The organism is Paenibacillus massiliensis 2301065 = DSM 16942 (genome assembly GCF_000377505.1).
GTDB lineage: Bacteria > Bacillota > Bacilli > Paenibacillales > Paenibacillaceae > Paenibacillus > Paenibacillus massiliensis.
In genome coordinates, this window is the sequence record NZ_KB898190.1 from 1 (window position 1) to 20,278 (window position 20,278).

Annotated in this window: 22 protein-coding genes, 1 rRNA gene and 1 other annotated feature; of the genes, 1 reads left to right on the top strand and 22 read right to left on the bottom strand. The window is 48.2% G+C overall.

The window, feature by feature from the left end:
• From D328_RS0112690 to D328_RS0112760, 15 genes are all read right to left on the bottom strand, one after another.
• Positions 1–152: ribosomal RNA gene (locus D328_RS0112690) — 16S ribosomal RNA — on the bottom strand; the annotation flags it as partial.
• Positions 153–467: 315 nt separating this feature from the next.
• On the bottom strand, positions 468–2,141 hold the full coding sequence (locus D328_RS30285) for a LysM peptidoglycan-binding domain-containing protein (protein WP_018885395.1): 1,674 nt from the start codon (positions 2,139–2,141) through the stop codon (positions 468–470).
• A 287-nt stretch (positions 2,142–2,428) separates the two neighbouring features.
• Positions 2,429–3,313: a branched-chain-amino-acid transaminase gene (gene ilvE / locus D328_RS0112700; RefSeq protein WP_018885396.1), complete on the bottom strand. Its 885-nt coding sequence runs from the start codon at positions 3,311–3,313 to the stop codon at positions 2,429–2,431.
• A 19-nt stretch (positions 3,314–3,332) separates the two neighbouring features.
• A complete protein-coding gene (gene pheA, locus D328_RS0112705; protein WP_018885397.1) occupies positions 3,333–4,220 on the bottom strand; it encodes a prephenate dehydratase in 888 nt (295 codons plus the stop codon).
• A complete protein-coding gene (gene thrB, locus D328_RS0112710; RefSeq protein ID WP_018885398.1) occupies positions 4,217–5,188 on the bottom strand; it encodes a homoserine kinase in 972 nt (323 codons plus the stop codon). The genes pheA and thrB overlap by 4 nt, the downstream gene beginning before the upstream one ends.
• A 138-nt stretch (positions 5,189–5,326) precedes the next feature.
• On the bottom strand, positions 5,327–6,613 hold the full coding sequence (locus D328_RS0112715; RefSeq protein WP_018885399.1) for a homoserine dehydrogenase: 1,287 nt from the start codon (positions 6,611–6,613) through the stop codon (positions 5,327–5,329).
• 22 nt (positions 6,614–6,635) lie between these two features.
• Positions 6,636–7,088, bottom strand: coding sequence for an ACT domain-containing protein (locus D328_RS0112720; protein ID WP_018885400.1), 453 nt, complete (start codon positions 7,086–7,088; stop codon positions 6,636–6,638).
• A 278-nt stretch (positions 7,089–7,366) separates the two neighbouring features.
• Complete coding sequence (gene obgE, locus D328_RS0112725) at positions 7,367–8,677, bottom strand: GTPase ObgE (protein ID WP_018885401.1); 1,311 nt, start codon at positions 8,675–8,677, stop codon at positions 7,367–7,369.
• Positions 8,678–8,692: 15 nt separating this feature from the next.
• Positions 8,693–9,430, bottom strand: a complete 738-nt coding sequence (locus D328_RS0112730) for a Spo0B domain-containing protein (RefSeq protein WP_018885402.1) — start codon at positions 9,428–9,430, stop codon at positions 8,693–8,695.
• Positions 9,431–9,646: 216 nt separating this feature from the next.
• Positions 9,647–9,958, bottom strand: a complete 312-nt coding sequence (gene rpmA, locus D328_RS0112735) for a 50S ribosomal protein L27 (RefSeq protein ID WP_018885403.1) — start codon at positions 9,956–9,958, stop codon at positions 9,647–9,649.
• 18 nt (positions 9,959–9,976) lie between these two features.
• Positions 9,977–10,303, bottom strand: a complete 327-nt coding sequence (locus D328_RS0112740; RefSeq protein ID WP_018885404.1) for a ribosomal-processing cysteine protease Prp — start codon at positions 10,301–10,303, stop codon at positions 9,977–9,979.
• Positions 10,304–10,316: 13 nt separating this feature from the next.
• Positions 10,317–10,628, bottom strand: coding sequence for a 50S ribosomal protein L21 (rplU, locus tag D328_RS0112745; protein WP_018885405.1), 312 nt, complete (start codon positions 10,626–10,628; stop codon positions 10,317–10,319).
• Positions 10,629–10,640: 12 nt separating this feature from the next.
• Positions 10,641–10,727 (bottom strand) — a sequence feature (ribosomal protein L21 leader region).
• A gap of 89 nt (positions 10,728–10,816) precedes the next feature.
• Positions 10,817–12,001 carry an Rne/Rng family ribonuclease gene (locus D328_RS0112750; protein WP_018885406.1) on the bottom strand — a complete coding sequence of 395 codons (1,185 nt, stop codon included), beginning with the start codon at positions 11,999–12,001 and terminating at the stop codon, positions 10,817–10,819.
• Between the two features lie 88 nt (positions 12,002–12,089).
• Complete coding sequence (locus D328_RS0112755) at positions 12,090–12,971, bottom strand: M50 family metallopeptidase (RefSeq protein ID WP_018885407.1); 882 nt, start codon at positions 12,969–12,971, stop codon at positions 12,090–12,092.
• Positions 12,964–13,905: a peptidoglycan DD-metalloendopeptidase family protein gene (locus tag D328_RS0112760; protein ID WP_018885408.1), complete on the bottom strand. Its 942-nt coding sequence runs from the start codon at positions 13,903–13,905 to the stop codon at positions 12,964–12,966. The genes D328_RS0112755 and D328_RS0112760 overlap by 8 nt, the downstream gene beginning before the upstream one ends.
• Before the next feature lie 186 nt (positions 13,906–14,091).
• On the opposite strand from D328_RS0112760, the gene D328_RS0112765 reads away from it, so the two are divergent.
• Positions 14,092–14,799, top strand: coding sequence for a DUF421 domain-containing protein (locus tag D328_RS0112765; RefSeq protein WP_018885409.1), 708 nt, complete (start codon positions 14,092–14,094; stop codon positions 14,797–14,799).
• Between the two features lie 42 nt (positions 14,800–14,841).
• On the opposite strand, the gene minD is transcribed toward D328_RS0112765, so the two are convergent.
• From minD to D328_RS0112800, 7 genes are all read right to left on the bottom strand, one after another.
• Positions 14,842–15,639, bottom strand: coding sequence for a septum site-determining protein MinD (gene minD, locus D328_RS0112770; RefSeq protein ID WP_018885410.1), 798 nt, complete (start codon positions 15,637–15,639; stop codon positions 14,842–14,844).
• A gap of 3 nt (positions 15,640–15,642) precedes the next feature.
• Positions 15,643–16,305 carry a septum site-determining protein MinC gene (gene minC / locus D328_RS0112775; RefSeq protein WP_018885411.1) on the bottom strand — a complete coding sequence of 221 codons (663 nt, stop codon included), beginning with the start codon at positions 16,303–16,305 and terminating at the stop codon, positions 15,643–15,645.
• A 74-nt stretch (positions 16,306–16,379) separates the two neighbouring features.
• Positions 16,380–16,910, bottom strand: a complete 531-nt coding sequence (mreD, locus tag D328_RS0112780; protein WP_018885412.1) for a rod shape-determining protein MreD — start codon at positions 16,908–16,910, stop codon at positions 16,380–16,382.
• The gene (mreC, locus tag D328_RS0112785) at positions 16,907–17,740 is read right to left on the bottom strand and encodes a rod shape-determining protein MreC (protein WP_407667792.1); all 834 of its coding nucleotides are present in this window, start codon (positions 17,738–17,740) and stop codon (positions 16,907–16,909) included. The genes mreD and mreC overlap by 4 nt, the downstream gene beginning before the upstream one ends.
• A 43-nt stretch (positions 17,741–17,783) precedes the next feature.
• Positions 17,784–18,818 carry a rod shape-determining protein gene (locus D328_RS0112790; protein ID WP_018885414.1) on the bottom strand — a complete coding sequence of 345 codons (1,035 nt, stop codon included), beginning with the start codon at positions 18,816–18,818 and terminating at the stop codon, positions 17,784–17,786.
• A gap of 134 nt (positions 18,819–18,952) precedes the next feature.
• Entirely contained in the window at positions 18,953–19,645 is a 693-nt protein-coding gene (radC, locus tag D328_RS0112795) for a RadC family protein (RefSeq protein ID WP_197031731.1), read from the bottom strand.
• A gap of 15 nt (positions 19,646–19,660) precedes the next feature.
• Positions 19,661–20,266, bottom strand: coding sequence for a Maf family protein (locus tag D328_RS0112800; protein ID WP_018885416.1), 606 nt, complete (start codon positions 20,264–20,266; stop codon positions 19,661–19,663).
• Positions 20,267–20,278: the final 12 nt, after the last annotated feature.

Here is a 20,278-nt window from a genome sequence, read left to right on the forward strand (position 1 = left end):
TATCCCAGTCCAGAGGGCAGGTTGCCTACGTGTTACTCACCCGTCCGCCGCTAACTCTCAGGAGAGCAAGCTCTCCATCAAGTCCGCTCGACTTGCATGTATTAGGCACGCCGCCAGCGTTCGTCCTGAGCCAGGATCAAACTCTCCAATAAAGTTATTGAAAAGAGCGATAGCTCATTTTGAATCTGACGAGATTTAATATCTCATTGTTTGAATCTCACTTGCGTGAAATTCGCTCACTCGTTGTTCAGTTTTCAAAGATCAACTTCATTTATTTATTTCTTTTCTTGCGTCATCACTGCATTTCAGCGGCGACTTAAATAATATATCATGATGAATTATTAATTGCAAGCATTATTTTAATAATTAATTTTCCTATCACTTGTAAGCAGCTCATTATCCCCGAGTATGAGAAGAAGCGGTGAGTGCAAGCCTTCACCGCTCCATGTTATTTCACTATAATTGCACTAGCCTTGCAGCCAGGGATTTTTTCGAGAGCTTCCCTTCGTGGTTCGACGTGACTTCGTCACGCTACTCGCCGTTGACTTTTTCTTGGATGAAGATCGAGCACTCGATATTGAAGCTTTACCTGTGGACTTCGTTGCACTCTTCTTCTGCTTCTTTTGTGGAGTCACCCTCGTCGAATCATAGTCTGCTCCTTCTTCAGCACGACATCCGCAATTATAGGGAGGATAAGGTAGCATATTAGCATTAGTGCTTTGAACCTCTGCCTTTTTAGTGACATGCTCCCCTAGTGGCGAATAAGACGTGTTCTCTGTATTCAAATAGCCTGGCGACTGATTATAGTATGGCATATGCTCTCCATGCCCCCAAGGCGTTGGTGAGAATGGATGGCCACCATAATAGGATGGATACTGTGCAGGGTAGCCCCAAGGCTGCATCGGCCACATATACCCTGGAGGACATGAATAGGGCGATTCAGTCGCTTGAGAACTAGGCGCCCATGTATTTGCTTCAGCCTGTGGAGCACTTGTATACTCCGGACTGTAGCCATAAGGCATGTTCATATTTTCTTGGTATCCCATATTTACCATAGGCTGCATGTTCTCATCCGTTGCTGGCATTATATAACTGTTCTCATCACCCGCACCAATCCCTGGAAACATCGGGTTAGATGCCATGGAGACGTTAGCTCCAAGGGTAGGATTAGACCCCATGTAAGGACTGCTCCCCATTCCCATAGGTGAATTACCCTCAGGATAAGCCGGGGAGTAGGCCTCATAGGCAGGAAGCTGGTAAGACATATAGGGATGCTCTACCGTCTCAGACTGCTCCCCCCATGGAGCTACTTGTTGTTTTCCCTTTCCCTTGGACGCAGGCTGGTACATAGGCTGAATATTAGCATTATTGTAGTCAGGCTGGGATAAAGGACTTAATTGAGGATTGATATTGGACTTCTGCGCTGGTGACATACTTTGAGGCTGATAGGCTACGGGTTCAGGCTGCTTCTTGAAAAGCTCGGAGGCCATCTGTTGAAGGTCTGGCATTTTCGGCAGCTCAGGCATCGGCTGGCTCTTCTTCGTTTCTTTCGCTTCCACTTTTGCCATATTCTCTTTTGCGTGTTCTATGGCCTTCTCTTCCTTCCAAGGCTCATTGTACTCAGCCTCTAGCTTCTCATTTTCTTCATTCTCTTCATGCCCTTCATTACTCTCATTAGCTACATTCGTATCTTTTTCCTCAGGTTTCTCCATCTCTTCCTTGACGGCTGTATTTTTCTTTTTGGCATTCATCTCCCCAGACACAGAAGGCATTTGGGGATTAGCGGAATTAGAAGGTGTATTGGCTGCGACGGTACCCGGAATATACACAACCTCACCAACCAGCAGCGCATTTGGATTTTTAAGTTGCGGGTTCGCATCAATCATATCCTTCAGGCTGACTCCCCACGCCTTGCTGAGCTTCCATAGCGTATCTCCCTGCTGCACCTTGTGCTCATGGACGATTGGTTTTGTTGGCTGGGTGGCGACCGGTGCAGTCGGGATTTTCACTTTATCCCCAACGTTCAGGACATCCGGATTTGTAATCTGTGGATTCATGCTGATCAGCTTATCTAGCTCGACATTATACTTTTTAGAGAGAGAGTACATGCTGTCTCCCTTTTTAACAATGTGTATCTTCACCTGTTCGCTAACCTCCTCGGCATTCCTGGGCATGGCATTCGCCCTTGTTCGTTAATACATCCTATGCAGTTTCTGGGCATATGACATCCTATAAACGAAAAAAATACCGTTCCTCACCAAAAGCAATAATGCAATGACGAGAAAAAACCTCTTCAGCCGTAGGTAGCCAAAGAGGTTAACAGAGAATACATACCCATGTAGGACAAATATCCTGGGGCAATAATTAGGTTGTACTTGGAGGAGAGCAAAGCCACTTCTCCAATAAAAAGACTATTCGAATTAAAAAGTTACTCGGACCATACCTTGTAGCCATCTACAGTTACAATTTTACGGAACTCTTCCAGCAGCTTCAATGTGATTGGGCCTGCAACGCCAGCACCAATGGTACGTCCATCCACTTCATAAGCAGCAATGACCTCAGCTGCCGTTCCCGTAAAGAACACTTCATCCGCGACATAGACATCATGCAGGGTAAATGGTTGCTCCTTCAGCGTGTACCCCAGCTTATCGCACAGCTCAATAATGGCATTACGAGTAATCCCCTCAAGGGCACCAAGATAGCATGGAGGAGTAAATACCGTACCGTTTTTGATGATGAAAATATTGTCGCTGGAGCCTTCGGTTACATAGCCCTGCGAGTTCAACATAATCGCTTCCCCAGCACCGGCGTAGTTGGACTGGATTTTTACGAGAATGTTGTTGAGGTAGTTCAAGGATTTGATCTTCGGATTCAACGCATCCGGAATATTACGACGTTGGGAGACGGAGACCGTCTTGAGGCCTGTTTTGTAGGCTTCCTCTGGATAGATCGCAAGCTGCTCTACAATTATGATAACGCTAGCCTTCGGACAGCGATTCGGGTCCAGACCGAGGTTACCAGGGCCACGGGACACGATGAGACGAATATAGCCGTTACGCATGTCGTTTCGGCGGATGGTCTCAGCCATCACATCACGCATTTCGTCCTGAGTCAATGGAATGTTCAATTGAATGGACTTGGCGGAGTCATACAGACGGTCCAAGTGCTCCTTGCATTTAAAGATATTTCCTCCATAAATCCGAATACCCTCAAAGATTCCGTCTCCGTACAAAAATCCGTGATCGTATACGGATACCTTAGCATTTTCTTTCGTAACATATTCTCCATCCAGATAAATCCACTGCTCTGCCATCATGGCCACCTCCGCTAATTCAATCAATCTTTATAGTATTGTCTAAATATGGGAAGCACGGGTAAGAACCCAGCACTCGCACTTGGCATTTCAGAGCTTCAATCTCTGCAAAGGCTGCCGTGAGCAGTACTGATTCAACCGACTCCATCACTTCAATGTAAAAATAATAACTGCCGAGCTGCTTCTTCGTCGGTCTGGATTCGATCCGCAGCAGGTTCAAACGACGCCATGCGAAAGCAGCCAGCACCTGATGCAGCGCTCCAGGATAGTCTGATGGGAGCATGACCAATACGCTCGTCCGATGCCCCTCCGGCTGCCGTTGCAGTACAAGAGGCTGCTGGCCAATCAGGACAAATCTTGTAAAATTATTGTGATGATCCGTGATGCCACTCGCCAATATGTCCAGCTGATGAGTCTGCGCAGCAAGAGTCGTGCCGATGGCTGCCCAGCCTTGGCCCGGATTTTGCTTCACAATCTCTACTGCCTGTGCTGTACTGCTGACGCTTTCCAGCTGTGCTTGCGGAACATGCTCTCGTATGAATTTCTGACACTGGGGAATAGCCACTGGATGAGACATAATCTTTACAATTTTGCTTAAATCCAGCTCTCCCGACGGAAGGGTGAACTCCTGACTTGATCCGATCAGATTCTGCTTGGAAGGATATACCCACTCCACCTGCATGGGAATATCCACCTCATGCACGAGCCAATCCAGATGCAGGCTTACGGAACCGTCGATCGTGTTCTCGATGGGAATGACACTATAATCCGTAGTCCCCTGTGCCGTTGCCCGGAAAACATCCGTGATCTGCTGATAATGAACCAACTGTGCTGGCTCGCCCGCAAGCAGGTTGTTCACTGCCTCGTGGGATACTGTTCCTTCCTGAAGCAATGCAATTCGTTTCATGATTCCGTTTCCCCTTTTATCATATCCAAGAAGGGAAGAACATCCTCCCCGTTGTATACCTTAACTCCATTCGGCTCTGGACGCAACCACATAACCGTAGACTCAATACCCGCTTCTTGCATTTTGCTCGTGACATAATTCTCTAGCTCAGCCTTACGGTCTGATCGTCGATCAGCAAGCACAAGCAACGTTGGCCCAGCTCCGCTAAGAGCAGCTCCCAGCGCACCATGCTTATGAGCGTCCTCCAGTACCTCTGTCATGCCAGGCACAAGTGCAGCACGGTATGGCTGGTGAACACGATCCTTCATAGCTGCTGCGACCTTATCCAACTGCCCCGTCGCCAAAGCCGCCACCAACAGCGATGAATGACTGATATTGTATACCGTGTCCTTCATGCCGAATTCCGAAGGCAGAACTTGTCTGGCCTTGGAAGTGGATAATTGAAAATGAGGGATCACGACGAGCGCCTCCAGATTTACGTCAGGCTCCAATCGAATACAGTCCGCATGCTGTCCATCCCAGATCGCTGTTACAATTCCTCCATACAAAGAAGCCCCGACATTGTCAGGATGATCCTCAATGGAGGTCGCCATATCAAACAGCTTGGCATCAGATAAAGGCGAGCCAATCAGTGCATTCGCCGCAGCCAGTGCACCAACAATCGCTGATGCACTGCTCCCCAGCCCTCTGGTGAGCGGAATATCCGAGTACATCGAGATCTCAAGCTCAGGGACGGCCACATCTGCTGCTTCAAACACCTGCTGTGCCACCTGATAGATTAGATTACTCTTGTCACCAGGCACCCCCTCCAGCTGCTCACCATACATGTGGAAAACTGTATGTTCAGAAGGCTTCATTTCAATCCAGGCATATAGCGACAGGGCCATTCCCAAGGTATCGAAGCCTGGACCGAGATTGGCGGTACTGGCAGGTATCTTGACTCTGGAGACTTTGCCTATGGTCGGCATGGGCTACAAGCCTCCTTCCAGCAACACCTTAAGACTGTTCCTTGATTCATATCACTTGCAAGCATTTCGGGATAATCCAATGGTTACAGCTCCTTTTATCGTCCACGTTTCAGCAAGGGGCTGCTAGAGCTCCCTCTCCTATCCTTCTACGCGGTATACGCTTTTGATTCGGCGAATGACACTCAGTGACTCAAAATGGCTCAGTACCTTCTTCATGTTGGCCTTGCTCGCCATATGGGTCACTATTATAATTTCGGCATTCGGATTATGCTCATTCGGCTGCTGCACTACAGACGCAAGGCTAACTCCAAACTCTGCGAACACCTGCGTAATTCGGGCCAGAACGCCAGCCTTATCATCGACATGGAGCAGAATGAAGTTCTTGCAGTACACCTCTTCGTCACTTGTGATGCTCTTGGTCTTATACGGCACGATCCCCTTCAGTCCGTTCACACCCAGCTTCAGATTCTTAATGACAGCCACCAGGTCTGCTACAACAGAGGTTGCCGTGGGCATCTCACCCGCTCCAGCACCGTAGAACATCGTCTCTCCTACGGCCTCACCATGAACGAAGACCGCATTAAAGACCCCATTCACAGAAGCCAGTGGATGGTTCTGTCTTACCAGCGTAGGCTCGACGCTAATGCTGAACTGATCATCCTTACGCTCAGCTATGCCGAGCAGCTTCACTTCGTAGCCGAGACGCTTGGCATACAGGATATCCTCACTCGATACCCCGGAGATTCCCCGGACTTGAACGTCGCTTAGCTCCACATTGGATCTAAAGCCAAGTGTACCGAGAATCGCCATTTTACGTGCAGCATCCAGCCCTTCTACATCGGAGGTAGGGTCCGATTCTGCATAGCCGAGCTCCTGAGCCTCCTTAAGCACCTCTGCATAGGATGCACCTTCCTTGCTCATTTTCGTCAATATATAGTTGGTCGTCCCGTTCACAATGCCCATGATCTTGGTAATTCGATCCGAAGAGAAGCCCTCAATCAGCGTTCTGATAATCGGGATACCTCCGGCAACACTCGCCTCATAGAACACATCGCATTGCTTCTCCTGTGCCTTGGCCAGAATTTCGGAGCCGTGCAGAGCCATGAGATCCTTGTTGGCTGTCACAATGTGCTTGCCACGCTCCAATGCCTCCAGCAGATAAGTCTTGGTCTTATCTACACCGCCCATAACTTCAATAATGACATCGATCTCCGGGTCGTGAATGACCTCCCAAGGATCCTCGGTGAGCTTGGATGGTTCAATCGGAATGGAACGAGTCTTCTCTGTGTTCTTTACTGCGATTTTCTCGATAACGATCGGTGAGCCAACCTGGCTGCTGAGATCCTCTTGATTGCCTTCCACAATTCGGACAACCCCAGTACCTACAGTCCCTAATCCCAATAAGCCTATCTTCACCGGTTTCATGATATCCCCTCACTATTCCAACTTAGATCACACCCATGTACCCCTGTCCAATCATACGGACTCTCTTGACTCCTGCAACGCTTTGCAGATCCTCCAGCATACCCCCAAGATCCTCATTCAACCTCGACATTTCCACAGAAATGACCACGTTGGCTCGGCCCTGCAGTGGAATGCTCTGCTGAATCGTCAAGACATTCCCTCCATGCTCTGCTACCATTGCCAATACCCTGGATAATAATCCTGATTGATGCTCTAGATCAATAGAGACATTCACAATGCGCTCTCGTTCGAGCTGATTGATCAGGTGGATACCATCTTTGTATTTATAAAAAGCGCTTCTACTCAGGCCCACCTGCTCTACGGCTTCATGAACTGTCTTGACGTCCCCGGAGGCTAGAAGCTGTTTCACTTGAATCGTCTTCACAATGGCTTCAGGCAAAATATCCTCATTAACCAAATAGTAGCGTTCTTTCACAAACGTCCTCTCCTCAAAGACTTATGTTTTCATATAGAGGACATTATATCGAAAGAAATGAATTAGAGCAATAACTTTATGTCCCGATGAGCCAAGTGTCCCTATTACACCAGATGTAAGGTAAGACTCCCATGAATCATTTGTATATGCAAAAACACGACCCTCGCTCTATAGCAAGGATCGTGTTCTTCATATGTGAATCTAATATTCATGCATAGAGGCTTTGCCCCTATGACCTTCTGATCAGTATCCACTACAATTGAGGGATGTCTGCTGACTTAGTAGTAACTGCTACCCTCAACGAATTCAAATTCAAAATCATTAATGCGCACAATCGTGCCATCCTTGGCACCGCGCTTCCGCAGCTCGTCATCCACCCCCATGTGGCGCAGTGTTCTGGCCAGCTTGAGAATTGCCTCATGCGACGTTAGCTGCATCCGCTTCATCATACGTTCGATCTTCACGCTCTCGACAACGAAGATGTCGTTCTCTCTCACGATACGGAAGCTGTTATCTTCCTCCGTCTCCAGCTTGTACACCTTACGCTCCTGAAGCTCTGCTACTTCCTCAACGTCTGGCTCATCAGGAATCTGATCCAGCAGCTCGGCTGCGCGATATAGTAGCTCCTGAATACCTTGGCGTGTAAGTGAGGAAATCGGAAGAATTTCGAGATCCGGACGTACCTCAGCTACCTGACGGCGGAACTCCTCCAGATGCTCAGCAGCTTCCGGCATATCCATCTTGTTGGCTGCAACGATCTGCGGACGGGACTCCAGATTCGCATTGTACTGTCTAAGCTCCTCATTGATCTTCAACCAGTCATCATAAGGATCACGGCCCTCTGAGCCTGCCATATCCACGACATGGATAATGATGCGTGTACGCTCAATGTGACGGAGGAACTCATGACCAAGCCCTACACCCTCACTGGCACCTTCAATCAGCCCTGGAAGGTCAGCCATAACAAAGCTACGTCCATCTCCCGCTTCGACAACACCAAGATTCGGTGTAATGGTTGTAAAATGATAGGCTCCAATCTTCGGAGTAGCAGCCGATACAACGGACAGCAGTGTGGATTTGCCGACACTAGGGAATCCGACAAGTCCGACGTCAGCCATGACCTTAAGCTCCAGCGTAATATAACGCTCCTGTCCATCTTCACCATTCTCAGCCAATTCAGGTGCAGGATTAGCTGGCGTAGCAAAACGCATATTCCCACGTCCACCACGTCCACCTCTGGCAACGATAACCTCTTGCCCATGGCGGGTCATGTCGGCAAGCATCTCACCAGAATCATCATCCAGAATCATGGTACCTGGCGGTATACGAACGACCATATGCTCCGCGTTGGCGCCATGCTGACTCTTGTTACGCCCTTTCTCGCCTTTAGGTGCTTTGAAGTGACGCTGATAACGAAAGTCCATCAAGGTACGAAGACCCTCGTCTACACGAAAGATCACATGACCACCTTTTCCACCATCACCGCCCGCTGGACCTCCATTAGGCACATACTTCTCACGACGGAACGCTACGAGTCCATCCCCGCCGTCTCCGCCTTTGACATAAATTTTGGCTTTATCTACAAACATGCAATTTCACCTTCCTTATGCTTGACACTGCATCCTCATTCGAATAATATGCCCTGACGGATGCTCTTCTGCTCTTACCCGGGTATTACTGACAACGGATCGCAGCTGTAACAGCTTGTCCGATTGCTCAGGTATCCCGTCTCCTTCAATACGCACGACAATATCTTCATGGTCCATCTCAAAATACAAGCTCAGGCTGCGCACTTCTCCCCAGGACGACCGGCCCTCTCTGTGCTTGCAGGCATCAAGAAACTCAATGACGGCTGAAGCAAGCGACTCGCCGTCTTCGGGAGAGATGGCAGTCTCCAGTTGCAGTTGGTCTTCCACATGAATGCTTAGCTGTAGGTCACCAGAGCATGTCCGGAACGACTGCAAGTAGAATACAAGTGATGGGACACCCAGCTTGGCAACTCGGCTCTCCTCAAGAACACGTTCCTTGATTCGTTCCACGTACTGGACCGACCTCTCATGCTTCCCCATACGGATATATCCGTAGAGCACCTGCAGATCATTCATCCAATCATGCCTGTGGTGCGTTAATGTATCCATTGCCGTCTGCTTCAACTCCCGAATGGCTGAAGCTTGCTCGGTATCTTTTTTACGTTGGGCAATCCGCATCGCAGTAACACCTGCCACGCCACCCCAAAGCCCAAGCAGGACTATACTCATTGTACCCGGAAATAAAAGTGCTATAACGAAAGGAATCAGAATCGAACATACCGCCAGCAGCGGTAAATATTTCCGCAATAACATGGCTTCTCTCCGTTCTCAACGCTTAAGGTCAGATCATGAATTCAACATCCAGTATAGCATGAGTTACTTTCCAGTACATTACCAATAAAAAAGAATATTACTGCTATACCTCTAATGCCTGAACCCATGATCCAAATGATTCATAATTCGAATGATCCATGATTCAAAAAAAGCCCCCGGCGTAATGCCGGAGGCCTGGTCACGGTTCAACCGCTATTAAGCTTCTACTGCAGCCGCTACCGGAGCGACATCAACCGGATAGACGCTAACTTTTTTGCGGTCACGTCCCCAACGCTCGAACTTAACAACGCCGTCTACTTTCGCAAACAAAGTGTCGTCTTTACCGATTCCCACGTTCGTACCCGGATGAATTTTCGTTCCGCGTTGACGAACCAGAATGCTTCCGCCAGTAACGGTTTGTCCGTCAGCACGCTTTGTACCCAGACGTTTGGAACGGCTATCACGTCCGTTCTTTGTGGAGCCCACACCCTTCTTGGATGCGAACAACTGAAGGTCCAATCTCAACATCGTGTCAACCTCCTTCATTTAGGAATTGTGTATTTCAATATACTTACCGTATGACGTTGCAATAGTCTCCAACATAACAGCCATAGATTTCATCAGCAGCTGAATCTCGTCAAAGACATGATCATGAGGCAGTTCAGGAAGATCGGCACTTAAAAATCCGTCCTTCATTCTCGAGTTGAGCACGACACCTGTCAAAGCTTCAATCGAGTTAACTGTTCCTACAGTGACGGCTGATACTCCAGCACACACAATGTCTTCACCGGATTTAGCATAGTTCGCATGACCTTTCACCGAAAAACCAGCGATGCTTCCGTTCTCCGTATGCTTAATGTGTACGATAATCACTTATCGAACCCTCTTATGCTTGGATTTTTTCAATCGTTACTTTAGTGTAAGGTTGACGATGACCTTGCTTCACATGGTAGTTCTTTTTCGGTTTGTATTTGTATACAACAACCTTTTGGCCTTTGCCATGCTTCTCAACCTTAGCTGTTACGGAAGCTCCGGATACGAGTGGAGTACCTGCGTTAAGACCTTTGTCATTGGACACAGCCAGGACACGGTCAAAAGTTACAGTATCACCATCATTTGCGTTCAGCTTCTCAATGTACAATACATCGCCCTCTTGAACTTTGTATTGCTTGCCACCAGTTTCGATAATTGCGTACATTGCTTGCACCTCCTTATTTCTCAGACTCGCCCTGATGCAGGTGGTCACATCCACTAGGAATGTCACACTTCGACCTCACTGGTGCGGTTACAGCATGTGCAGCAATAGATCATACACATACCAGATGATTCTAGCATATGTGGTATGTGATTTCAAGATATTATTTCAATCATGCGACCATCAGCTCATTAAGGCACAAGCGTCTTCTCCTCACGAACCTTCTTGCGAGTGATCTCGAGTAACCCCAGCTTCGTCCAGCCTACAATGTAGGACTTGGTCCGATCCTGCTTCAGCTCCTGCTCAAGCACACTCGCCACTTCCTTTCGATGCTCGTCCCTTTCCATATCAATGAAATCGACAATAATGATCCCGCCAATGTCACGTACTCTCATCAGACGAGCAATCTCTGATGCGGCTTCCATATTCGTCTGGGTCACCGTCTCCTCCAGATTACTACCGCCTGTATATTTGCCTGTATTTACATCAATAACGGTCAGAGCTTCGGTATGATCAATAATGATGTAGCCTCCGCCCTTCAACCAGACTTTACGGGCAAAATCCCGCTCAAGCTGCTCTTGGACACCATGGGCGTTAAAAATAGGCTCTGCCCCTTTGTACAGTCTGACGGAGGGTCGGCTGACTCCAAGCCCCTCAAGAAAGGCAATGGCCTCCTCCACCTGTGACTCCGTATCAATGATGAGCTCATCCTGCTCGGGTGTGAATGCATCGCGTATGAACCGCTGTACAATACTTAGATCCTTATGTAGCTCTGCCGGTGCATTTGTCCGTTCTGCCTTGGATTGTATGGCTTCCCATTGCCTGCGAAGCAAGCGCAGATCACTTTCAATCGCCTCCTGGCCCTCGTCCTCGGAGACAGTCCGAATGATTAGTCCTTCCTCGCCAGTTCGCACTTGCTCCCCCAAGGATTTCAGGCGGGCACGCTCCCCTTCACGCTCAATCTTCTTGGAGACGGCTACATAATCAGCACAGGGCATATACACGATCCAGCGCCCAGGCAACGAATAATGGGTTGTAACTCTTGCTCCTTTATTACCGAACTGCTCCTTGAATACCTGCACAATCAGCTCTTGCCCCACATGAAGCAGACTGGCAATATCGGGCTTCACCTTCGGCTGCTTGTCCGTATGAGCGTGCAGTACATCATCCACGTACAAAAAAGCATTCTTACGCTGGCCGATGTCAACGAATGCCGCCTGCATGCCAGGAACCACATTGACTACACGCGCTTTGTAGAAGGAGCCCAGCGTATCCCGCTCCCGTGAACGCTCCGCAGCATATTCTACCAGTCTTCCCTGATCCAGTAGAGCCATCTGCGTGGTCTGCTGCTTATGGTGTACGATCATCTGTTTCATGGAATTCTCCTATCCCGGCTAAGTTCCTCTATCTATCATAACAACTTTTATGATGAGTTTATATCTCTATTTTTTCCATATTACCCCACTATGATATATTTCGGTCAGGTGGACCAGATGCATGATAATTAGTGAAAAAAGATCGTATTAACCGCTGCTCCGGGAGCATGGCTATAATGCCACCCTCTTCATTCATGACATAAATCATATGGTATTTCTCCCTCTTAAATAGACGCAGAATCCCCTCCAAATGTTGCACCGGATGAGAGATGATTGGCGTGGCAATGATTCCCTTCTCTAGCTTTTTACGGTATTGATTATCTCGACCAAGCAGGAAGCGGACAAAACGATAGGGAAGGTTCCTGTAGTCAGTTAAATTGGAGTAAAAGAGAAACAAGCCCATAGCGAGCATATTCAAATACGGTGATCCCTTGCCTGAGAGGGCAGGGATAATCGCCGCTACACACATTATGATACTGCAGACCATACTAACGCGTAACGTATGCTGGAGAACAGCATGATAGGACAGCAGTATACTCAGCAACGCCTGGACAATCTTTCCACCATCTAGTGGAAGCACAGGCAGCAGATTAAATAACATAATCATCAGGTTGCCACGGATGACATAGTCGATAAATTCGTGTTGCTCTGTCCCCAGATTACGAATCAAGAGCAGCACCGCAATCATAAACAGATTTTGCAGAGGCCCGGCGAGTGCAATCACAATCTCCTTCCATGCTGGAAGACAGCCCTGGTCCTCAATCTCGGCCACACCGCCGAAGGGAAGCATCTGAATGGACACTACTCTCGCTCCGAGCATCGATGCAGCAGCAGCATGCCCCAACTCATGAACGAACACAATGGCAAACAAGGTCACTAGCTCGATAAAATGTCCTGTAAGCACCGAGGCCATCATGATCAGAACGAAGAGCGGATGTAAGGACAGCCTTACTCCTCTGACCTTAATCAAACGCTACCACTTCTGCCGGGTCTACATACTGCTCTCCCTGCTTCACAGCAAAGTACAAGGTATTGGTTTCTTGTGCTTCCTGCATGATTGTAAATTGCCCCACAACGTCCCCTTCCTGTACCCAATCATTAGTCCTCAGCGAGGTGCCCGACAAGCGCCCATATATAGCAGTCAGTCCATCTGTATGACGAATGACTACTGTGCTGTCTCCTTCCGTGCCTGGTACGACATCCATGACTCGTCCCGCATCCATACTCTTAACCAGGACTGGGTCGGTTGAAAAGGATTCCGGCACAATCTCTATACCTTTCAAGCTCACGGCAAAGGGCTGGACAATGCTGCCTCGTACAGGAGGTGCCAAGTGATGCTGTCCATGCACCTGCTGCACCTTCTGCTCCAGACCCTTGAATATAGGTAAGAAGGTCGGTGAGCCGCCAAAATGCTCCTCATACCAACCAGCAACAGACTGTACATCCATATCACGATGCATTGCATCCGCTACAAACAAGCGAATCTCCGAGCTATATGGCATTTCCCAGTGGAATACTCCCCACACCAATCCAAACAAAGCAGCACTTACCCATAGCCTTCGGATTAACGATGCCACGAATGAAGGCTTTCGTGGAGCTGTGAAACTATCATTCCAGCGATGCCTATTTTTTTTCCATTCGAATTCTGGATCTGGCTCCATCTCCTGCGCTTGTCCGGCACGCATTGTTGAATCCTTCATAAGTGGCGCCGACGACTTCGGGTTGAGCGAATTGCGCTTTTGTGACTGCCTTCCTCGAATATACGGATCGATGGTCCGTATATTCGAGTTCTCTTCTTGTAGGCGCATGCTCTGCCGGTAAACATCCTGAGGATGTATCTCCTGTGTGAGTAGCTCCTGAATGCGCATTTCGCGACGACGTTTAATTCCTGTATCTCTGTCCATGTTCTGTCCCTCCAGCGAGGATCTTTTGCTTCATGTATATGAGGACGGGCTCCAACTTATGAGCAGAACCAAACGCATTGAGCAGAAGACTTATGTGCCTTATGACCAGTTGGTGAAAAATTGTCGTTAACAAGTGGTGTTTGATCTCGTGTGGAAATAATGAACATAGGAGGAGGGATTATTCAAATGCAGACTTACGCAGACATTATAGTTCGAACTATATTAGCCATTTTCAGCGTATTGCTAATTGCCCGTTTACTTGGTAAACAGACTATATCTAACATGACGTTACATGATTTTGTAACCAATATTACGCTTGGGTCCGTTGCAGCTAATTTGGCGTTTAATGTACCGTTGAAATATTCCTATTTTATTCTGACACTCGGTGTCATGGCCAGCATTTCATTTTTGCTATCCGTCATAGCGATCAAGAGTAGTAAATTGCGAAAATGGATTTCTGGCTCGCCAACTGTGCTGATCGAGAATGGGAAGATCCTTGAGAATAACATGAAGAAGATAAGGTATACGCTTGATACGCTGAATCAGGTATTACGAAGCAAGGGGATTTTCAATCTGAGTGAGGTCGACTATGCGGTTCTTGAGGATAATGGGACAGTTTCGGTGCTATTGAAGGAGGACTACCAACTCGTAACTAGGAAGGATATGAAGCTTGCACCAAGTACCCAGAAGTTCCCTATTGAACTGGTTATGGATGGGGTAATCCTGGAACAAAACCTCCAAAATCAGGGATTAAGCAAAGAATGGCTGGAAAATGAAGTGAGGAGCAGAGGAAAACGAATAGCTGATGTGCTCTACGCGGTGAGAGGAACACATCAGCAGCTCTTTTTTGACTACTATCAAGACGATATCCGTAAGCCAATCGATAAGGAATAAAGGTTGAGCTCACAGCTACAAGGGAGCTACACCTTCAGATAGTCAGCTCTTGACCCCGAAGAATTTCTTGAAGCGAGTCAGCACACTTGTCTTCTGATCCAATTGCATCAATGGAACGGTATCTCCCAGAATACGCCGAGCAATGTTACGATATGCAATCGCAGCCTGAGAATCCGGATTCATGACGGTAGGTTCACCGATGTTAGCTGCCTTGATGACAAGCTCATCATCAGGCACAATTCCGATCAAATCAATGTTCAGTACCTGCAAAATGCCGTCGATATCCAGCATATCCCCGGATTTCACCATGCTGCTACGAATCCGGTTGACGATCAGCTTCGGCGAGCCAATCTCCGAATTTTCCAACAGTCCGATAACCCGGTCTGCATCACGTACTGCTGCATTCTCCGGCGTAGTAACGACAATAGCCTGATCTGCTCCGGCAATGGCATTCTTGAATCCTTGCTCGATTCCTGCAGGACAGTCAATAATGATGTATTCAAAATCCTTCTTGAGCTCCAGAATAATATCCTTGACCTGTTCAGGCGTAATAGCATTCTTATCTTTCGTCTGTGCAGCAGGAAGCATATATAATTCCTCAAAGCGCTTGTCCTTCACCAAGGCTTGGTTCAAGCGGCAGCGTCCTTCTGCTACATCAATAAGATCGTAAATGATGCGATTCTCCAGTCCCATAACCACATCCAGGTTGCGGAGGCCGATATCCGTATCGACCAGGCACACCTTCTTGCCGAGCAGTGCGAGAGCTGTTCCGATATTTGCTGAGGTCGTCGTTTTACCGACGCCGCCTTTTCCCGAGGTGACAACTATGGCCTCTCCCATGCGCTACACTCCTTTAAACACATTAAATTCACGGCGAAGTCTGCCAATATTCGTAATTTTGTCAATTTGCATGGTATCCTCCTGCAGATATGCAAATTCCATGCCGGCCTCGCGTGATTCCCATTCATCCGGGGGACGACTGATTACGTCCGAGATCCGTACCTGAGTAGGGGCGAAGTAAGAAGCGGCAATAATCGCCTCTCTATTGCCTTCCATTCCCGCATGAGCCATTCCTCGCAATGAACCGAGAATGAACAGATCACCCGTGCAAGTAATCGCTCCTCCCGGATTCACGTCACCCAGAAACAACAGATTTCCGTTGTAATGCAGCACCTGGCCCGAACGGACCATACCTGTCATCGTATGAATATGCTGTCCCTTGTCATCCTCGGACTGCAGGTTCGGTGATTCAACGGAGCGAATAAGCAGATTTCCCCTAGTACGTAGTACCTCCAGTAAAGATTCCTTCTGCTCTTCGCTGATTTCACGGTTCCCCATCTTAATATCTACATGAACTATCGGTCCAGTCAATATATTTTGGTGGCTATGCTCAAGCTTGAAGCGCAATTCTCCCAGCAGTTCATCAAATTCACATTGATCATCCAGCAGGAATACCAGGCCGTCTTTGATGCCTTTAATCGTAACACGATTTGGTTTAACCGTCATTAGCCTGTCCCTCCCATCCCAACTCTTTCGCGCCGGAACGTCGAATCTCCTGCTTGGCCCCGCAAAAACTGCAGCTACAAGCTCTCTTCTTTTTTGGGACGGCCACCCAGAAGCTCGAACTGCTTACGCATAGGTACATAGATGATCAATGCAAACAGGAAATGCACGCATAGATTGGGGATCATATATTGGGTAAGCGCCCAGTTAAATGAGTGCACATTGAGCTGAAATAGCTGATAGATGCCGAACAGAGTGGAGTCAAAGAGTAGACTTCCTAGCAGTACTACAGTCATCATGATCGGCATGGGAGCACGCGGGGCCTGAAAGATCAGACCCATCAGGTAAGCTGCACACCCCATAGCGAATGAATAAGGTCCAATCATGGCTCCATAAAAGATGATATCATGTAGCAATCCGAAGATAATGCCTAGCACAAGTGCAGTATGACGATGATAATATACCGATACGAATAAAATAATGATAAAGACCAAATTAGGAGACAAACGATACTGCCAGCCACCTGGAATCAGCCAAGGGATAATCGTACCCTCCACGATAAAGAGCACAAATAGAAGCATGATCAGGACATGTCCGCGGAACCTCATGATTCAGGCACCTCTGGAGTGAATACAACAAAGAGTTCCTTCCAGTCTGAGAATTTCGCGGCTGGTTCAATAATTGCTGTACGTGTCTGACCGAACTCTCCGACCTTTACCTCTTCTACCTTCCCAATCAGCATGTACTTTGGAAATTCCCCACCAGTCCCGGAGGACATGATCTGATCACCGGGCTTTACAACATCGCCCTCTTCGATCCGTGTCATCTCGAACTTACCTGTATTAGGATTATAACTTTCAAGCATACCGAAGGCTTGATCCTCTCTGCCCACTACTGTAGCTGCGATGGCATTTGTAGTCGGGTCCAGTGAGGTCAGCAGCTTGACTGTAGAAGTGAAGTTGGCCGTATGATCAATCACACCGACCAATCCATCAATGGAGCGAACGGCCATACCAGGCTTGACGCCTTCATTAGAGCCGATATCAATCGTCAAGGTCTTCACGACAGGATCAGAGCCAACATTAACAACATTGGCAATCTTGTCCGTGTAGTTGTATTTATTTTTCTGCATTTCCGTGAAATTGAGCTCTTCCTGCAGACGCTTGTTCTCTTCTTCAAGACCACTAATGCGAACTTCATTTTGGGTATAACGAGCAACTGCAATCTTCAGCTGCTCATTCTCCTGATAGACAGCTCGCATATTCGCAATATCTTTGAAGAAGCCCGCTACGGCTCCAGCGGGCTTGTAAAAGATGCTTTGTACAAAACCAGTAGTATCCCTGACAAACTTCTCAGGCCAGGACAGAGATTCCCTGTTATTCAATGTGAAGCCCATCAGGGCTATAAATGTAACAATACCGATCAGCAGAATAAACAGTCTTTTGTTCCCAAGCAGCTTAAACAGTGGTTACACCCCCGATTCAACGTTTGGAGCGGACTGCAGAGCTGCTACGCGATTTGAACAGGTGGATGTTTTCGAGTGCTTTTCCTGTACCGATGGCAACGCAATCCAATGGATTCTCAGCGACAATGACTGGCATGCCAGTCTCGCCAGCAAGCAGCTTGTCCAGATTCCGAAGCAATGCGCCACCGCCTGTAAGCACAATACCGCGATCCATGATATCAGCCGCCAGCTCGGGAGGACACTTCTCCAGAGTCACTTTCACAGCATCTACGATCGCATTTACTGTATCCGATAGCGCTTCACTAATCTCATCTGATGTAATTGTAATGGTCTTCGGAAGGCCTGTCACCAGGTCACGTCCGCGAATCTCCATTGTCTCCACGGTCTCCAGTGGCATAGCCGAACCCACTTCCATCTTCAACTGCTCGGAGGTGCGCTCACCAATCATCAGATTATATTGACGCTTGATATATTGGATAATGGATTCATCCATTTCGTCACCGGCTACTCGCACAGAGCGGCTGGTCACGATACCTCCAAGGGAGATCACAGCAACCTCAGTTGTTCCTCCACCGATATCTACGACCATGCTACCTGTAGGCTCCCATACTGGCAGATCAGCTCCAATCGCTGCTGCAAATGGCTCCTCAATGGTGTATGCTTCACGAGCTCCTGCCTGTCTTGTCGCATCCTCCACTGCCCGCTGTTCTACAGCTGTAATGCCGGAAGGTACGCATACCATGACGTTCGGATGGCGCGGAAATATGGAGCGTTGCTTCTGAGCCTGACGAATAAAGTACTTGATCATCGTGGCTGTAGTATCAAAATCGGCGATTACTCCATCCTTCATAGGACGAATCGCACGAATATTGCCAGGCGTACGTCCAATCATTTTCTTGGCAGATTCACCAACTGCCTCTATGCTCTTCGTGTCTGTCCGCAGAGCCACTACCGAAGGCTCTCTTACGACAATGCCGCGTCCACGTACATAGACCAATGTATTTGCTGTCCCGAGATCAATTCCCAAATCCTTTGTAAATCCACCAAACATGCTGTAATCTCCTTTTCTAGTCAGTTCCATTATTGATGTAATATGTTATTATGCGGTCATTCCGACCGAATGCATACGTTGAGGGAAATGTGTGGTATTCATGAGCCTATGGTATTACCAACCAACACATTATATTATATAAGACCTCGTTCCTTCAAACTTACGTATTGTCCATCCCCGATGACGATATGATCCAGTACATCAATTCCGACGATGCTGCCCGCCTCGATCAGGCGTTGCGTCAATTGAACATCTTCCTTACTGGGTGTAGGATCTCCGCTCGGATGATTATGGGCGCAAATGATAGAGGCGCTGCTGCATTTGATGGCTGCCCGGAACACTTCTCTAGGATGCACCACCGCAGCGTTAAGACTGCCAATCGACAAGGTCTCTTGAGCAATCACTACATTCTTCGTATTCAGAAAAAGACAGACAAAATGCTCTTTCTGCAAATATCGGAGCTGCTCAGAGAGCAGGTCGGAGACATCGCGAGGACTACGGATTGCGGGAGACAACGTATGCCGGGACAGGGCTAACCTACGCCCGAGTTCGATACCTGCCTTGAGCTGAAGTGCCTTGGCTGTCCCAATTCCCTTGATCTCCATCATTTCTTCAAGACTGAGATCCACCAGTTGGCGCAGATTACCTGCTTGCATCAAAATCCGCTGTGCCAAATGTAAAGCTGATTCCTGCTGTGTGCCTGTCCTTAGTAGAATGGCAAGCAACTCAGCATGACTTAAAGCCTCGGCCCCATACTGCATCATGCGCTCTCTTGGTCGTTCTTCATGGGGGAGGTCGCGAAGCATGAACTTATGCGACTCCATCATAGCATTCCCCTTTTATTACGGGCGAAGCACATGTATCCCGAATTCAGACAACATGTCCGTCAAAAGAGACACTGGTAGCCCAACCACGTTAAAATAGCACCCCTCGATCGCTTCCACCAGGGTGGCTCCAAGTCCTTGAATTCCGTAGGCACCCGCCTTATCTGCGGGCTCTCCTGTAGCAACATACGCCCGAATAGACTGCTCATCCAGAGGCTTCATCGTTACGAGCGTTCTACGACTACTAATCCGTGTCATTCCGTTTCCTGTATGTAGACAAGCCACACCTGTGAATACTTCATGGGTTCTTCCTTGCAATGCTGTAAGCATTCGAACAGCCTCCGAATGATCTACAGGCTTGCCGAGAACCTCGCCATCGAGCACCACAATCGTATCGCTCCCAACGATAACAGCCTCTGCTGCGTCAGGCTCCATCGTATCACGCACAGAAGATGCCTTCCGAAGAGCCAGAGATTCAACAATCTGTGTAGGACTTAGACCTTCCTCAACCTCTTCGTCCGCATGACTGACAATTACCTCGAATGGCAACTGCAATGCAGTCATGAGCTCTCGTCTACGCGGTGATCCCGATGCCAAGATGATATGCGGAACATCCATATTCATCACAGTAGCTTA

What these genes read in the sequence shown, in the direction of transcription:
- D328_RS0112750 (WP_018885406.1), bottom strand. Translation starts at nt 12,001, where the DNA reads ATGAAACAGATGATCGTACACCATAAGCAGCAGACCACGCAGATGGCT.
- obgE (WP_018885401.1), bottom strand. Translation starts at nt 8,677, where the DNA reads ATGTTTGTAGATAAAGCCAAAATTTATGTCAAAGGCGGAGACGGCGGG.
- ilvE (WP_018885396.1), bottom strand. Translation starts at nt 3,313, where the DNA reads ATGGCAGAGCAGTGGATTTATCTGGATGGAGAATATGTTACGAAAGAA.
- D328_RS0112760 (WP_018885408.1), bottom strand. Translation starts at nt 13,905, where the DNA reads ATGGACAGAGATACAGGAATTAAACGTCGTCGCGAAATGCGCATTCAG.
- D328_RS0112800 (WP_018885416.1), bottom strand. Translation starts at nt 20,266, where the DNA reads ATGAATATGGATGTTCCGCATATCATCTTGGCATCGGGATCACCGCGT.
- pheA (WP_018885397.1), bottom strand. Translation starts at nt 4,220, where the DNA reads ATGAAACGAATTGCATTGCTTCAGGAAGGAACAGTATCCCACGAGGCA.
- rpmA (WP_018885403.1), bottom strand. Translation starts at nt 9,958, where the DNA reads ATGTTGAGATTGGACCTTCAGTTGTTCGCATCCAAGAAGGGTGTGGGC.
- D328_RS0112790 (WP_018885414.1), bottom strand. Translation starts at nt 18,818, where the DNA reads ATGTTTGGTGGATTTACAAAGGATTTGGGAATTGATCTCGGGACAGCA.
- minD (WP_018885410.1), bottom strand. Translation starts at nt 15,639, where the DNA reads ATGGGAGAGGCCATAGTTGTCACCTCGGGAAAAGGCGGCGTCGGTAAA.
- D328_RS0112730 (WP_018885402.1), bottom strand. Translation starts at nt 9,430, where the DNA reads ATGTTATTGCGGAAATATTTACCGCTGCTGGCGGTATGTTCGATTCTG.
- thrB (WP_018885398.1), bottom strand. Translation starts at nt 5,188, where the DNA reads ATGCCGACCATAGGCAAAGTCTCCAGAGTCAAGATACCTGCCAGTACC.
- radC (WP_197031731.1), bottom strand. Translation starts at nt 19,645, where the DNA reads ATGATGGAGTCGCATAAGTTCATGCTTCGCGACCTCCCCCATGAAGAA.
- minC (WP_018885411.1), bottom strand. Translation starts at nt 16,305, where the DNA reads ATGACGGTTAAACCAAATCGTGTTACGATTAAAGGCATCAAAGACGGC.
- D328_RS0112715 (WP_018885399.1), bottom strand. Translation starts at nt 6,613, where the DNA reads ATGAAACCGGTGAAGATAGGCTTATTGGGATTAGGGACTGTAGGTACT.
- D328_RS0112765 (WP_018885409.1), top strand. Translation starts at nt 14,092, where the DNA reads ATGCAGACTTACGCAGACATTATAGTTCGAACTATATTAGCCATTTTC.
- rplU (WP_018885405.1), bottom strand. Translation starts at nt 10,628, where the DNA reads ATGTACGCAATTATCGAAACTGGTGGCAAGCAATACAAAGTTCAAGAG.
- mreD (WP_018885412.1), bottom strand. Translation starts at nt 16,910, where the DNA reads ATGAGGTTCCGCGGACATGTCCTGATCATGCTTCTATTTGTGCTCTTT.